The organism is Methylobacterium sp. CM6257, from assembly GCF_054611515.1.
In genome coordinates this window covers 3160467-3174619 of sequence record NZ_CM137735.1, presented here as the reverse complement: position 1 = coordinate 3174619, position 14153 = coordinate 3160467, and the positions used below count along the sequence as shown (strand labels likewise).

Genomic DNA, 14153 nt, shown 5'->3' with positions numbered 1-14153 from the left:
GGTCACGGCCGCAGCGCCAGCTCGGTATCGGCGAGCGCGAGGCGGACCAGCTCGGTCATCGCCGTGCGGGCGGCCTCGGGATCACCCGCCACGATCGCCTCGTAGAGCGCGCGGTGATCGGGCATCGGGTCGCGCGGCTTATCCTGGCGCCGGTGCTTGTAGATCGTGGTCCAAGTGACCGCGGCGGCGATCGAGCTCGACAGGGCGAGGAGCGGCCCGTTGCGAGCCGCCTCCAGGATCGTGTTGTGGAAGGCCTGATCGGCGGCCCGTCCGGCCTCCGTGGCGACGCCGTGGCGGCCCATCTCCTCCAGGGCGTGCCCCATCCGGGCGATGTCGAGACCCGAGCGCCGCTCGGCCGCGAAAGCCGCCGCGGCCGGTTCGACGATCATGCGCAGCTCGAACAGGTCCCGGATGAACGCCTCGCTCGGCTCGGCCTCGAAGGCCCAGGCGAGGATATCCGGATCGAGCAGGTTCCAGCGGCTGCGCTGGCTCACGCGGGTTCCGGTGCGCGGACGGCTCTCCACCAGACCCTTGGCGCTCAGGATGCGAATCGCCTCGCGATAGGCGGTGCGCGATACCTTGAGCTGCTCCGAGAATTCGATCTCGCCGGGCAGGACGTCCCCCGGCGCGTAACGGCCGGCCAGGATCGCCACACCCAGATCGCGCGCCACCGAGCCGTGGATGCGACGCCAGCCTGACGCAAGCGGGAGCCTGATATCCTCGTGACCGCGATCCTGCCTCACCCATCACCTCCGGTTCGAGCCGCCGGAAGGGGGCAGGAGCGTCGCGATCGTACTTGGAAGTTGTAGGAGCGCAAGCGCCGACACCTCTAGGCGTGGAGGCCAGGACGCTTGCGACCTCGGGCGAACGGATCTAGCTTATTTGTATGAGTAAACAAAAGACACCGGGTCCTGTGGTCCGGGGCACGGTCCTGGTCGGGGCCGCCGACACCACCCCGACCGAAACGTTCCTGGCGCGGAATCCGGCGACCGGGGCGGCGCTGGAACCGGCCTTCGCGGCCGCCGGCGCGGCCGAGGTTGAAGCCGCCTGCGCGCTGGCCGAGGCGGCGCTCCCGAGCTTCTCCGAGACCGATCCCGAGACGCGCGCGACCTTCCTGGAAGCGGTGGCCGCGGCCGTGACGGACCTTGGCGCCCCCCTCATCGAGCGGGCGATGGCCGAGACCGGGCTGCCGCAGGCGCGTCTGGAAGGGGAGCGGGCCCGGACGGTGGGTCAGCTCCGCCTGTTCGCCGATCTCGTCCGCGCGGGCGAGTGGATCCAGGCGACGATCGAGACGGCCATACCCGAGCGTCAGCCGCTGCCGCGGCCGGACCTGCGCCGGCGCCACATGGCGCTGGGGCCAGTGGCAGTGTTCGGGGCGAGCAATTTCCCGCTCGCCTTCTCGGTGGCGGGGGGCGACACCGCCTCGGCCCTGGCGGCCGGCTGCCCGGTGGTGGTCAAGGGCCACCCGGCCCATCCGGGAACCGGGGAGTTGGTGGCCCGGGCGGTGCGCGGCGCGGTGGCGGCCTGCGGTCTGCATGCGGGCGTGTTCTCCTACCTGCCGGGACCGACCAGCGCCCTGGGGACGGCCCTGGTCGCCGATCCGCGGATCAAGGCGGTGGGCTTCACCGGTTCGCGGGGCGATGGCCTCGCGCTGCTGCGAGTCGCGGCCGGCCGGCCCGAGCCGATCCCGGTCTACGCGGAGATGAGCGCGGTCAATCCCGTGCTGCTCCTGCCCGGGGCCCTGCGCGGGCGGGGCGCGACCATCGCGGCCGGCTTCGTCCAGTCCCTGACCCTGGGGGCGGGGCAGTTCTGCACCAACCCCGGCCTGCTGATCGGCATCGGGGGCTCCGACCTCGACGCCTTCGCGGAGGCCGCCGGGGCCGCGATCCGCGAGAGCGCACCCCACACCATGCTCACCGCGGAGATCCGCGCCCGGTTCGAGCAGGCGGTCGCCGGGCTGGCATCCCGCCCGGGCGTGACCGTGGCGGCCCGCGGCGCGGGGGCCGGGCCGGGGGGCGCGCCGGCGGCCCTGCTCCGCACCGAGGGAGCGCGGTTCCTGGCGGACCCGGCTCTGGCCGACGAGATGTTCGGCCCCGCGGCAATCCTCGTGGCGGCCGCCGACATGGCGGAGGTCGCCCGGATCATCGGATCCCTCGGAGGGCAGCTCACCGCGACGCTGCATCTCGACCGTGCGGACGAGCACCTCGCCGCAGGCCTGATCCCGCTTCTGGCCCGCAAGGCCGGCCGCATCCTGGCGAATGGCTGGCCCACCGGCGTCGAGGTCGCCCCCGCGATGGTGCATGGCGGGCCGTTCCCGGCGACGTCGGACAGCCGCGCGACGTCGGTGGGCACCCTGGCGATCGAGCGCTTCCTGCGCCCGGTCTGCTTTCAGAACCTGCCCGACGCGCTCCTGCCGCCGCCGCTGCGCCCGGACAATCCCTGGCATCTCACCCGCAGGATTGACGGCACCCTCAGCCCGGCTCCCAGGCCCTGAGGGTGCCGGCACGCGCCGGCATCGCAAACGGGCCGACCCCACGCAGGCCGGTCCCGGGAGGACCAAGATGGGACAGTCACTCCTACAATTCCGCGACGCCGGCGGGCGGCGGGGTGTGGCGATGCTCACGCACGGGCGAGCGCGGCGCGTCGCGGGCATGGGCAGCGTGCTGGACCTGGCGCGGAAAGCGCCGGCCACCGGGGACGACCTAGCCACGACGGCGGCCCGGGCCGGGCTCGGAGGCGCCGTCGATCTCGACGCCGTGCGCCCGTTGCCGCCGGTCGACCACGCGGATCCCGCGCACCTGCTGCTGAGTGGGACTGGCCTGACACACCTCGGCTCCGCGAAGGGCCGGGACACGATGCACCGCGGCGGCGCGGCCGACCCGACGCCGACTGCTTCGATGGGGATGTTCCGGATGGGCGTCGAGGGCGGCAAGCCGGCGCCGGGGGAGCCGGGCGTCCAGCCCGAATGGTTCTACGAGGGCGACGGCTCCTGCCTAGTCGCCCCGGGCGAGCCGCTCGTCTCGCCCGCCTTCGCCCGCGACGGCGGCGAAGAGCAGGAGATCGCCGGAATCCACCGGATCGATGCCGACGGCACTCCGGTCCGTCTCGGCTTCGCCCCGGCGAACGCGTTCTCCGACCGCGTGACGGAGCGCGGCAACCACCTGCGGCTCGCGCATCCGAAGCTCCGCCCGGAGGCGCTCGGCCCCGTATTGCGGCTCGGCGCGCTGCCGTCTGACGTGCGCGGCGCCAGCCGGATCCTGCGGGATCGCGCCGTGATCTGGGAGAAGCGGTTCCTCTCCGGGGAGGGGAACATGTCCCAGGCGATCGCCAACCTGGAGCGGCACCACTTCAAATACGCGCCGTTCCGCCGCCCCGGCGACGTGCACGTCCATTTCTTCGGGACCGCCACCCTGTCGTTCGGCGACGGCGTCACCGCCCGGGCCGGCGACGTGTTCGAGATCGAAGCCTCACTCTCCTCGCTGCCCCTGCGCAATCCCCTGGCGGTCGCCCCCGCGGCCGAGACGACCATGAAGGTGCTGTGAGATGGCGAACCCAATCCGCATCGGGCTGGTGGGCGTCGGCAAGATCGCCCGCGACCAGCATCTGCCGGTGATCGGCGCCTCCCCGGACTACACCCTCGCGGCGGTGGCGAGCCGCCAGGGCACGTATGACGGGGTGCCGAACTACCGAACCCTGGCGGAGATGCTCGCGGGCCGGCACGCCCTCGACGCGGTGGCCCTGTGCCAGCCGCCGCAGGCGCGGTTCGAAGCCGCCCTGGCGGCGATCGAGGCGGGCCTTCACGTCTTCCTGGAGAAGCCCCCGGGGGCGACGCTGGCCGAAATCGGGCTCCTCGTGGAAACGGCGCGGGCGCGGGGCGTGAGCCTCTTCGCCAGCTGGCACTCCCGCTACGCCTCCGGCGTCGAGCCCGCGCGGCGCTGGCTGTCGGGCCGCCGGATCCGCGCGGTGACGATCGCCTGGAAGGAGGATGTCCGGCACTGGCATCCGGGCCAGGACTGGATCTGGGAAGCGGGTGGGATGGGCGTGTTCGATCCGGGAATCAACGCCCTGTCGATCGCGACCCACCTCCTCCCACCCTTCTTCCTGACCGGCGCGACCCTGTCGATGCCGGAGAACCGGCAGGCGCCGATCGCCGCCGAGCTGAGCTTCACGGACGCCGCCGGCACCCCGATCCGGGCCGTGTTCGACTGGCGCCAGACCGGTCCGCAGACCTGGGACATCCGCGTGGAGACCGAGGACGGCACCCTCGTTCTGTCGCGGGGCGGCTCGGTCCTCACCCTCGACGGCCGGGACCAGCCGCTGCCGCCCGAGGCCGAGTATCGCGGCCTCTACGACCGTTTCGCCGCCCTGGTCCGCTCCGGCGCCAGCGACGTCGACCTGAATCCGCTGACCCTTGTCGCCGACGCCTTCCTGCGCGGCGAGCGCCGGACCGTGGAGGCCTTCACGGACTGACCGGCACGGGTCCCGGCGGGCACGAACGCGACAGAGCCGATCAGGGCCGCGCGTCTATGGGGGAGTCATCGATGAGGAAGACCACGCGATGGGCGGTGCTCGCACTGTGCGCCGCCACGGTATCGGCAGGCCTCCGCCCGGCCGAGGCGCAACAGGCGGATCCCGCCCTCGACGGGGCACCGGCTCTGGAGAGGCCGGGTCCGAAGGCGAGCCGCGCGCAGAAGGCACAGTACCGCGCGAACCGCGCCCGGCGCCGGACCATCCGTGAGGCCCGGAGCTTCGCGGGCGCCAGCAGCGCGGCGGCCTCGAGCATCGCGGAGGGCAGCAGCGCGGCGCCGCCCGGGCTGCCGCCCGGCACCCTCGACCTCGGGAACGGGATCACCATGGTCCTGAACTACACGGGCGAGTTCGCCGCCAACCCGAAGGGCGGGATCCGCCAGGGCTCGGACTATGCCGGCCAGGTGTTCTTCGGCCTCGACGCCGATCTCGGCCGCCTCGCCGGGATCGACGGCGGCTCGGTGCACACCATCGTGACCGAGCGCCACGGGCGCAGCCTGTCGAACGACGTCATCGGCAACACCACCAGCGTGCAGGAGATCTACGGCGGCGGCCAGACCGCGCATCTCTCGTCTCTGTCCTACGAGCAGAAGCTGTTCGACAACCGCCTCGACATCGAGGTCGGCCGCCTCCTGGCCAACCCGAACTTCCTGGCCTCGCCGTTCTACTGCAACTTCCAGAACAACGGCATCTGCGGCGCCCCGAAGGGGGTGTTCAAGATGACCAACCTCACTTGGTGGCCGATCGCCACCTGGGGCGCCCACGCCAAGGCCTGGGTCACCGACACGGTGTTCGTGCATGCCGGCGTCTACGAGGTGAATCCGCGCGATCAGCAGGACGACCAGAACGGCATCGACTGGTCGACCCGCGACGCCACCGGCGTCGTGGTGCCGGTGGAGGTCGGCTACGCGACCAATTTCGGCAACGACCCGCTGCCGCGCAACTACGGCCTCGGCGCCATCATCGACCGGTCGGACTACACGGATCCGGTGCTGGACGTGTGCGGCGGCGCCTCCCTGTTCAGCGGCCTCGACCCGCTGACCCGGTTCGGCCGGTCGGCGATCTACGCCCGGTTCGACCAGATGGTGTGGCGTCCGGACCCGAGCGCCGTCCAGGGCCTGACCCTGTTCGGGACCTTCCTCGCCGGGACGGGCGGCCGCCAGTACGAGGATTACTTCCTGAACGGCGGCGCCGTCCTCACCGGCACCTTCCCGGGCCGTCCCTACGACACGCTGGGCCTCGGCATCGCGCTGGAGCACTTCTCGCCGCTCGGCCTCGCCCATTACCGGGCCGCGCGCGCCTCGCTCGGCCTCGACAACCGCGGCATCGCCGCCACGCAGACCATCCTGGAGCTGAGCTACGGCATCCAGCTCACCCCGGCGGTGCGCCTGATGCCGAACCTGCAATACGTCATCAACCCGCAACCGCAGGAGCGCTTCGTGTTCCGGCCGCGGACGATTGCCGACGCCTTCGTGGTCGGCGCGAAGCTGTCGGTGGACCTGTTCACCCTGGCCGGTCTGGCCAAGGGACCCGGCAGCCTCTGACGCCGGGCACGGCGCATCGGGAGCCGGCCTCCTGCCGGGCCGCGATGCGCCTGCGCGTGAAGAGCGGCCGCGCCGTTCATCCGCGCGGCCGCATCGTTCCGGACCGGGCATATCCGCCCGGATGCCCCTGCGCCCTCCGGCAGGCGGGACGCTTCAGGATCGCGGCCGGGCCCGGTCCGCGCTCGACAGGGTCCCGTCGCGCGCCATCGCGCGGATGCGGTCGGCGGTACGGCAGGCGATGGCCTGGATGGTCAGCGAGGGGTTCACGCCGCCCACCGTGGGGAAGACCGAGCCGTCACAGATCCAGAGGTTCGGGATGTCCCAGGCGCGGCAATCGGCGTCCACCACGCTGGTGCGCGGATCGTCGCCCATGCGGGCCGTGCCGTTCAGGTGGCAGGTGTCGTTCTCCTGCTCCCAGATCTCGCGTCCTCCGGCGGCCTCCAGCGCCTGATGCATGAAGCGCAGCGCGTGCCGGTTCATGGCCTTGTCGTTGTCGCACCAGGAATAGGTGATGTGGGCGACTGGCAGCCCGTACTGGTCCGCCACGTCCGAGAGCGTCACCTGGTTGCGCGCCTGCGGCATGTACTCGGAGACGACCTTCAGCCCGGCCACGTGATTGTAGCGCTGCATCTCGGAGACGAGCGCCTCGCCCCAGAGGCCATGGGCCGTGGCCTGGGTGTTGCCCCAGAGCGCCGGCAGGGGGCCCTGGCTCATGTAGCAGTAGCCGCCGTGGAAGTCCTTGCCCCTGTCCTCGTAGTTCCAGTGCTCGGTGATCGCCAGCGAGGGCGGGCCCTTGTAGGAGCGGATCTCCTCGTCCATCACGCCCCAGACCGCTTGGTTGCCCTGCACGGTGAGGTAGCGGCCGACGAGGCCCGAGGAATTGGCGAGCCCGTCCGGGAATTCCGGATTGGCCGACATCAGCAGCAGGCGCGGCGTCTCAATGGCGTAGCCCGCCACCACCACGTTCTTCGCCCGCTGGAAGCGCCAGCGGCCCTCGCGGAGGTAGTGGACGCCGGTGACACGCCCGTTCTTCGTCTCGACCCGGCCGACCATGGCGAGATCGCGGATCTCGGCACCGGCCTTTAGCGCCCGCGGCAGCCAGGTGACCAGCACGCTCTGCTTGGCGTTGGTCGAGCAGCCGAGCACGCAGAAGCCGCGATAGACGCAAGGCGGCGAGTCGCCCCGCGGCGCCGAGACCGTGGCCAGCGGCGTCGGCGTCCAGGCGATGCCCATCGCCTCGCAGCCGCGCGCCAGCACCTTGCCGGCCGCATTCACCTCGTGGGCGCGGTAGGGATAGCGCGGGCGCTTCGGGCCCCACGGATAGGTCACAGGGCCGGCGATGCCGATCGCCCGCTCGACCTCCGTGTAGTAGTCCCACATCTCGCGCCAATCGAGCGGCCAGTCGGCGCCGTAGCCCATCAGCGTGCGCGCCTTGAACCACTCGGGCCGGAAGCGCAGCGACACCATGGCGAAGTGCACGGTCGAGCCGCCGACCGCTTTTCCGGAATTGTTGGAGCCCATCTGCAGCGGGTTCTCGCCGTCGACGATGCGCTCGTCCGTCCAGTAGAGCTTGGACTGGTGGTTCTCGTCGGAGGCGAAATCCTCCAGGGGGCGCCAGTAGGGCCCGGCATCGAGGGCCGCCACCGAGAAGCCGTACTCGGCAAGCTTGGCAGCTAGCGTCCCGCCGCCAGCCCCGGTGCCGACGATGACGAAGTCGACCTCCTCGTCGTCGCGGAACTGGCGCATCGGCACCCATTCGCCGATGCGCATCACGTCCGGGGCGCGGCCGTGCGCGGCGCGGGGATGGTGCAGGGCGTCGTCCTGCGCGGCTCTCGCCTGCGGGTTGTCGGCGGCGTTGCCGGTTCCTGACAGTCGCATCCGTCAGCCCCTCAGCGCCGGCCGATGCGGAGGTTCTCCGCCCGGGCTTCCGCCTCGCGCCCGGGATGCGCTTCCGCAGCCTCCCAGGGATCGCGCCGGTCGAAATCCATGCGCACGTAGCCGCGCGGGCTCGCCGGGCCGCCCCAGCCGATCTCGCTCCAGGCGGTGGGGTGGCCGTAGTAGGACCTGACCACGTCGGGCAGCACGCGCTGCTTGAAGAACAGGTCGCAGGGCATGTCGCCCCAGGCCGGATCCTTCAGCACGCCGTCCTCGGCCCAGGCGAGGAGCTCGTCCTGCGCCCGGCCGCCGAGCTGCGCGAAGCCGCGGCCGAAGGCGCGCCGGGCCTCGGCATCGAGGGCCTTCAGCCCGCGCCGCCACGCCTCGCCCTGCTCGGGCAGGGCCGCGTTCCGGTAGCCGTCCTGCGCGCCGCTCTGCAGCTTGTCGTCGATCAGGGCCGGGACGGGGATCGGGTCCGCCCGGTCGGCCGGCTGCGGCACGATGCGCTCGCAGAGCGCCGCCAGGATCGCCCATTCCGCCGCATCGAAGAAGCGGCGGCTGGCGGGGCCGATCGCGAGCCGCGCGGCGACCACGTCGCGGGTCTTGGCGTTCCAGGACGGCGAGTCGCGCTTCGCCAGGACATCGTAGCCGGGATAGAGATCGTTGCGCGGTTGCACGGGACCTCGGGGGCTTGGGTGTATGGTCAGAGGGAGGAGCGGTGGCGCTCGAGCAGCTCGATGGCGGCGAGGCCGCCCAGCGCGACGCCCGCGAACGAGGGCGGCGCCGGCAAGGGCGGACCGTCGATGAGGTTCTGGCGCCAGTTGCTCCAGCCCCCCATCATCCGGGCGACGCCGTAGGCGTGGAAGGCGACGCCGAGGATCCCCATCGCCGAGACGGCCCAGAGCGTCGCCTTGGCGCCCGGGCGCTGTGCGCCGGGCGCGCCGGCAGCGGTGGCGGCCAGCACGGCGGCGGCGGCCGGCGGCAGGGTGACGGGCACGAACATGGCCGGGTTCTGGAAGGCGCCGCGGAAATGCAAGAGGCCGGCTTCCGCGGTCGTGCCCAGCAGCATGGCGGCGGTGGCGAGCGCGAGGGTGCGGCCGGCCGGCAGCCCGGCGAGCCGAGGCTGCTCGGGGTCGGCGTCGCGCACCCGCTCGGCGGTCACGCCGAGGATGCCGGCGAGCGTCAGCGCCAAGGGTGCGCCGATCGGCGCGGCGTAGAACAGGTTCTGGAGGCTGTAGCCGCCCTCGCGCTTGCCGACGTTGTAGAGGTGGAAGCCGAAGCCGCCGAGGCCGGTGGCGCCGGCCAGGGCCTGGACGGCGTGGCGGACATGCGAGCTGCCCGGGTCGGTGTCGCCCGCCCCGTGGAGCGAGACGGCGAGCGTCACGCTCGACACCAGGATCGGCGTGTACATGGCCCGGTTGAAGAACTGGCCGCGGTAATGCTCCAGGCCGGAGTCGAACAGGACCGAGGCCGCCAGCATCGACGAGGCATGGTTGAGCCTCTGCGCCGCCGATGCCGTGACCGCCCGTTCGTCCGGACCTGCCCGACCGCCAGACCGCCGCGAGGCCGGGCCGAGCCGCTTCGAGCGGCCGGCCGCGAACCAGGCGAGGAGACCGGCACCGGCCGCGGCGAGCGCCAGGATCGCCACCGGATGGATCTCGCTGTCGAGGCGCAGTCCCGCCGGACGGGTCCGACGCGCGACCGGCTGCCCGCGCCGCCCGCCCGGGCCGGAATCAGACAGCATGGCGGTCCGCCTCCCGCTCCTTGAGGGTGAGGCCGTGCCCGGGCCGCGCCAGGTCCGGGGCGACCGTGCCGTCCCGCGGCTCGGGGGCGCCGTCGAACAGCATCCGCTCGATGCGGACATGGTCGTGGAACCATTCGAGGTGCCGGAAGCGCGGCGCCGCCACGGCCACAGGCAGGTGCAGCGCCGGCGCGCAATGGCCCGACAGGTCGAGATGGGCTGCCTCGCAGAGGGACGCTGCGGCCAGGAAGCCGCTGTAGCCGCCGCAGCGGGTCACGTCCGCCTGGGCACAATCCACGGCGCCGGCCGCCAGCAGGGCGTGCAGGTCGTCGAGGTCGTAGACGTACTCGCCCGCAGCGATCTCCATGCTGGCCGGAGCGCGACTGCGGACCCGGGCGAGGCCGGCCGGATCGTCGCTCGTCACCGGTTCCTCGAACCACGCGACCCCGTAGGCTTCGGCGCGCTCCGCGAAGGTGATGGCGTTCTTCGGCGTGAAGGCGCCGTTGGCGTCGATGAACAGCCGGGCCGTCCCGATCGCGTCCCTGGCGGCCGCCATCCGGGCGGGATCCCGCTCCGGGTCGCTGCCGATCTTCATCTTCACGGCGCGGCAGCCGTCCCGCTCCACCCAGCCCGAGAGCTGCGCGCGCAGCTGCCGGTCGTCGTAGCTCGTGAAGCCGCCGCTGCCGTAGATCTCGGCCCGTTCCCGCGCCCGGCCGAACAGGGCCGCCAGCGGCAGGCCGAGAAGGCGCGCCTTCAGGTCCCAGAGGCCGGTGTCGAGTGCCGAGATCGCGGTCGCCGCGAGCCCGCTGCGGCCGAGATTGCGCACGGCGCCCCGCAGCACCGCGAGCGCCCGGGGGATGTCGAGGGCGGACAGGCCGACGAGCCTCTCCGCCAGGGTGTTGCGCACGAGACAGGCCACGCTGGCATCGGTGTAGCTGTAGCCGAGCCCGGTCTCGCCCCCGGCCTCGACGTGGACGACCACGATCGTCGTCCGGTCCCAGGCCAGGGTGCCGTCGGCCTCGGGGGCGTCGGTGGGCACGGTGTAGGCCCGGGCCTGCACCGACGTGATCGTCGGATCGTCCCGCATCGGTCGAGGCCCGCTATTCCTTGCTGCCGGGCAGCACGGAGCTGAGCACCTGCCGGGCGGTGTCGGCCAGAAGATGACCCTCCTTCGGATCGCCCTTGCCGAGCATCGACATGAAGTTCTGGACCTGCTGGAGCGTGAAGAACGGCGGCAGCGGCGGCACCTCCGGGTCGGTCTTCACCTCCAGCACCACCGGAACCGGGCTCGCCAGCGCCGCGTCCCAGGCCGGGCCGACCTTCGCCGGGTCGTCGACGTAGAGGCCTTTCAGGCCGATCAGCTCCGCGAACTTGTGGTAGGGCACGTTCGGGATGTTCTGGGTCGCCTCGAACTTCGGATTGCCCTCCATCACCCGCTGTTCCCAGGTGACCTGGTTCAGGTCCTCGTTGTTGAAGACGCAGCAGATCCAGGTCTTGTTCGACCACCGGTGCATGTATTTCGCCACGGTGATCAGCTCGGCCATGTTGTTCATCTGCATGGCGCCGTCGCCGACGAGGGCGATCACCGGCCGGTCGGGATGGGCGACCTTGGCGGCGATGGCGTAGGGGACCGCCGCGCCCATCGAGGCCAGCCCGCCCGAGAGCGAGCACATCTGGCCGCGCCGCATCCTCAGGTCGCGCGCGTACCAGTTGGCGCAGGAGCCGGAATCCGAGGTGATGATCGCCCGCTCGGGCATGCGCGGCGAGAGTTCCCAGGTCACGCGCTGCGGGTTGACCGGATTGGCCTTGGCCATCGCCCGGTCCTCCGCCTCCTTCCACCAGGAGGCGACATTCTTTTCGATCCCGGTACGCCAGGCGCCGCCCTCCTTCTTCTGGTCGAGCAGCGGCAGCAGGGCGCGCAGGGTCTCGGCGGACTCGCCGCAGAGCGGCACCTCCATGGGATAGCGCAGCGACAGCATCTGCGGGGCGATGTCGATCTGCACGCCGCGGGCCTGGCCCTCCTTGGGCAGGAACTCGGCCCAGGGGAAGCCGGAGCCGATCATCAGCAGGGTGTCGCACTCCTCCATCATGTCCGAGGACGGCTTCGAGCCGAGCAGGCCGATCGTGCCGGTGACGAAGGGCAGGTCGTCGGGCAGCGCGGCCTTGCCCAGCAGCGCCTTGGCGACGCCCGCCTGCAGCTTGTTGGCGACCGCGATGACCTCGTCGGTGGCGTGCAGGGCGCCCGCGCCCACGAGGATCGCGACCTTCTCGCCGGCGTTGAGCACGTCGGCGGCGCGCCTGAGGTCGGCATCGAAAGGCACGACCTTCGGCGCGGTGTAGCCGACGCCCGAGAAGGTGTTGCCGTGCTTGCGCACCGGCGCCTCGTAGGGGACGTCCTGCAGGTCGTTGGGCAGGATGATCGCCGAGACCTTCCGCTCCGCCTTGGCGATGCGCATGGCGCGATCGACGATGTGACGGACCTGCGCGGGCGAGGAGGCCTGCTGCACGTAGGCGGCGACGTCCTTGTAGACGCTCGTGAGGTCGAATTCCTGCTGGTAGTGCGCGCCGTTGACGTTCCGGGCCTGCTGGCCCGCAATGGCGAGCAGCGGCACGTGGTCGAGATGGGCGTCGTACATGCCGGTGAGCAGGTGCGTGGCGCCAGGGCCTGAGGTGGCCATGCAGACGCCGACCTCGCCGGTGAACTTGGCGTAGGCCGCGGCCATGAAGGCCGCCATCTCCTCGTGGCGGACTTGGATGAACTCGAAGGGCAGGTCGAGGCGCTGCATCGCGCCGAGCAGGCCGTTGATGCCGTCTCCCGGGTAGCCGAAGATCGTCTTCACTCCCCACGCAGCGAGACGCTTCCAGAAGAAATCGCCGACCGTGTCAGCCATGAAGGATCCTCCGCACAGGCGGATAGCGGCCCCGCGGCGCGGGACGGCCAAGGATAGGAGCGTGATGCGGCCGCCCGCTTCCGGGTGGCGGCAGCTTTCTCTTCGCTAACGGGTCGTGGAATACCCGGTTCCTGGCAGGCTTCGACCCATGTTTACATTTCCGTGAGCGGAAACGTCAGGCTCGGGTCTTGAGCAAGTCGAGCGCGTAGAGGTGCTGCTGGGCCGTGATGAACAGGCGCGCCTCGTCCGGGCCGAAGCAGCAGTTCGAGCAGACCTGCGGGGTCGGGATCAGGCCGAGCCGGTGCCCCTCGGCGGAGAAGACCTGAACGCCCGCCTCCGAACTCGTCCAGATCCAGCCGCGGCGATCGACCCGCAGCCCGTCCGGGACGCCGGGCTCGATCTCGGCGAAGATGCGCCGGGCCCCGAGTCGCTGACCGTCATCCACCGCGAAGGCGTAGATCGTGTGCCCGTCGCCCCCCTGCGTGCGCGACGTGTCGGTGACGTAGAGCGTGCGCCCATCCGGCGCGAAGGCGAGGCCGTTCGGCTGGCCGAGCTCGGCCACGCGGTCCAGGGCGCCGCTCGCCGGATCGAAGCGGTAGACGCTGTGATGGCCGAGGTCGGAGGGCGCCAAGCGACCCTGCTTCGGCATCGTCAGCCCGTAGGCGGGATCCGTGAACCACAGGGCGCCATCCGCGGCGCAGACCACGTCGTTGGGAGAGTTGAACCGGCCGCCCCGGTAGGTCTCCACCAGCACCTCGTAGCGCCCGTCCGGCCGCGTGCGGGAGAGGCGGCGGTTGCCGTGCTCGCAATGGACCAGGTTGCCGTCGCGGTCGACCGTGTTGCCGTTGATGAAGGGCGTCGCGTCGATCACCACCTCGACCCGGCCGTCCGGATGCCAGCCGAGCACCCGCCGCCCCTCTACATCCGACCAGACCAGGATTTCGCGGGCCGGCCACCAGGTCGGCCCCTCGCAGAACACAGCCTGGTCGTAGAGCGCGACGAGGCGGGCGGCATGCGGCACCACCTCGGAGAACCGGGGATCCTGCGCCCGCGGCGGGTCGACATCCGGGACGGAGGCGGGCGGTCCGGCGGGGCGCAGCAAGTCTGGCATCGGGGTAATCGTGCTCCTGCCCGGGCGCGCTCGATCCGCGATGGACACGCGGGCGTTGCGGTCCGGGGCATCGCCCGCAAGCGGAAAGCCGTCGCGCCGGCCAGCCGCCGCCCGGCCGTCCGCTCAGGCCCGCCGGGATGGTGCCCGCGCGATCTCCTCCGGTCCGTTCAGACAACCGCGCCGGACGGAGCGGGTTCTCGGGCTCCGGACCGGGTCGCCCTTCCCCGCATCGCCCGCGGAATCGCCTGCCGGCCGGGCCGGCGCCTTGACGCACCGCACCCGACGACCAGGGCGACCATATCGTTCCGTCGATCCGGCGGAACCTAGAATTTCAAGCTCATGAGCGGCAAATTGATAGATCGGATACCTATACCTACAGATTCCCGGACAGACCTTGCCGATTCAATGGGCACAATTCCGGAAGGCTTCGAGATGAAATCCTGCTTGAAGCGGCCCATCACGAG

At 71.7% G+C, this 14153-nt stretch carries 11 protein-coding genes; 4 read left to right on the top strand and 7 right to left on the bottom strand.

All coding sequences use genetic code 11. The features are described 5' to 3' along the window. Positions 1-2: 2 nt before the first annotated feature. A complete protein-coding gene (locus tag ACYCO6_RS15500; RefSeq protein WP_459772712.1) occupies positions 3-743 on the bottom strand; it encodes a FadR/GntR family transcriptional regulator in 741 nt (246 codons plus the stop codon). A gap of 143 nt (positions 744-886) precedes the next feature. Between ACYCO6_RS15500 and ACYCO6_RS15495 the strand changes: the two genes are divergently transcribed. From ACYCO6_RS15495 to ACYCO6_RS15480, 4 genes are all read left to right on the top strand, one after another. Beyond that, positions 887-2494: an aldehyde dehydrogenase (NADP(+)) gene (locus ACYCO6_RS15495; protein ID WP_459772710.1), complete on the top strand. Its 1608-nt coding sequence runs from the start codon at positions 887-889 to the stop codon at positions 2492-2494. A 67-nt stretch (positions 2495-2561) separates the two neighbouring features. Beyond that, on the top strand, positions 2562-3542 hold the full coding sequence (gene araD1 / locus ACYCO6_RS15490; RefSeq protein ID WP_459772709.1) for an AraD1 family protein: 981 nt from the start codon (positions 2562-2564) through the stop codon (positions 3540-3542). A 1-nt stretch (position 3543) separates the two neighbouring features. Continuing rightward, positions 3544-4470 (top strand): Gfo/Idh/MocA family protein, encoded by a 927-nt coding sequence (locus tag ACYCO6_RS15485; protein WP_459772707.1) that lies wholly within the window; start codon positions 3544-3546, stop codon positions 4468-4470. Positions 4471-4541: 71 nt separating this feature from the next. Beyond that, a complete protein-coding gene (locus ACYCO6_RS15480; protein WP_459772705.1) occupies positions 4542-6071 on the top strand; it encodes a carbohydrate porin in 1530 nt (509 codons plus the stop codon). A 153-nt stretch (positions 6072-6224) separates the two neighbouring features. Here ACYCO6_RS15480 and ACYCO6_RS15475 read toward each other — a convergent pair whose 3' ends face one another. From ACYCO6_RS15475 to ACYCO6_RS15450, 6 genes are all read right to left on the bottom strand, one after another. Continuing rightward, positions 6225-7949 (bottom strand): GMC family oxidoreductase, encoded by a 1725-nt coding sequence (locus ACYCO6_RS15475; protein WP_459772704.1) that lies wholly within the window; start codon positions 7947-7949, stop codon positions 6225-6227. A gap of 11 nt (positions 7950-7960) precedes the next feature. Beyond that, the gene (locus tag ACYCO6_RS15470; protein ID WP_459772703.1) at positions 7961-8623 is read right to left on the bottom strand and encodes a gluconate 2-dehydrogenase subunit 3 family protein; all 663 of its coding nucleotides are present in this window, start codon (positions 8621-8623) and stop codon (positions 7961-7963) included. Positions 8624-8649: 26 nt separating this feature from the next. Next, a complete protein-coding gene (locus tag ACYCO6_RS15465; protein WP_459772702.1) occupies positions 8650-9690 on the bottom strand; it encodes a hypothetical protein in 1041 nt (346 codons plus the stop codon). After that, entirely contained in the window at positions 9680-10774 is a 1095-nt protein-coding gene (locus tag ACYCO6_RS15460; protein WP_459772701.1) for an enolase C-terminal domain-like protein, read from the bottom strand. The genes ACYCO6_RS15465 and ACYCO6_RS15460 overlap by 11 nt, the downstream gene beginning before the upstream one ends. 13 nt (positions 10775-10787) lie before the next feature. Next, a complete protein-coding gene (locus tag ACYCO6_RS15455; RefSeq protein ID WP_459772699.1) occupies positions 10788-12578 on the bottom strand; it encodes a thiamine pyrophosphate-requiring protein in 1791 nt (596 codons plus the stop codon). A 175-nt stretch (positions 12579-12753) separates the two neighbouring features. Next, positions 12754-13689 (bottom strand): SMP-30/gluconolactonase/LRE family protein, encoded by a 936-nt coding sequence (locus tag ACYCO6_RS15450; RefSeq protein WP_459772697.1) that lies wholly within the window; start codon positions 13687-13689, stop codon positions 12754-12756. Positions 13690-14153: the final 464 nt, after the last annotated feature.

Coding starts and splice junctions, on each gene's coding strand:
- ACYCO6_RS15495 (WP_459772710.1), top strand. CDS start 887: ATGAGTAAACAAAAGACACCGGGTCCTGTGGTCCGGGGCACGGTCCTG.
- araD1 (WP_459772709.1), top strand. CDS start 2,562: ATGGGACAGTCACTCCTACAATTCCGCGACGCCGGCGGGCGGCGGGGT.
- ACYCO6_RS15485 (WP_459772707.1), top strand. CDS start 3,544: ATGGCGAACCCAATCCGCATCGGGCTGGTGGGCGTCGGCAAGATCGCC.
- ACYCO6_RS15480 (WP_459772705.1), top strand. CDS start 4,542: ATGAGGAAGACCACGCGATGGGCGGTGCTCGCACTGTGCGCCGCCACG.
- ACYCO6_RS15475 (WP_459772704.1), bottom strand. CDS start 7,949: ATGCGACTGTCAGGAACCGGCAACGCCGCCGACAACCCGCAGGCGAGA.
- ACYCO6_RS15465 (WP_459772702.1), bottom strand. CDS start 9,690: ATGCTGTCTGATTCCGGCCCGGGCGGGCGGCGCGGGCAGCCGGTCGCG.
- ACYCO6_RS15460 (WP_459772701.1), bottom strand. CDS start 10,774: ATGCGGGACGATCCGACGATCACGTCGGTGCAGGCCCGGGCCTACACC.
- ACYCO6_RS15455 (WP_459772699.1), bottom strand. CDS start 12,578: ATGGCTGACACGGTCGGCGATTTCTTCTGGAAGCGTCTCGCTGCGTGG.
- ACYCO6_RS15450 (WP_459772697.1), bottom strand. CDS start 13,689: ATGCCAGACTTGCTGCGCCCCGCCGGACCGCCCGCCTCCGTCCCGGAT.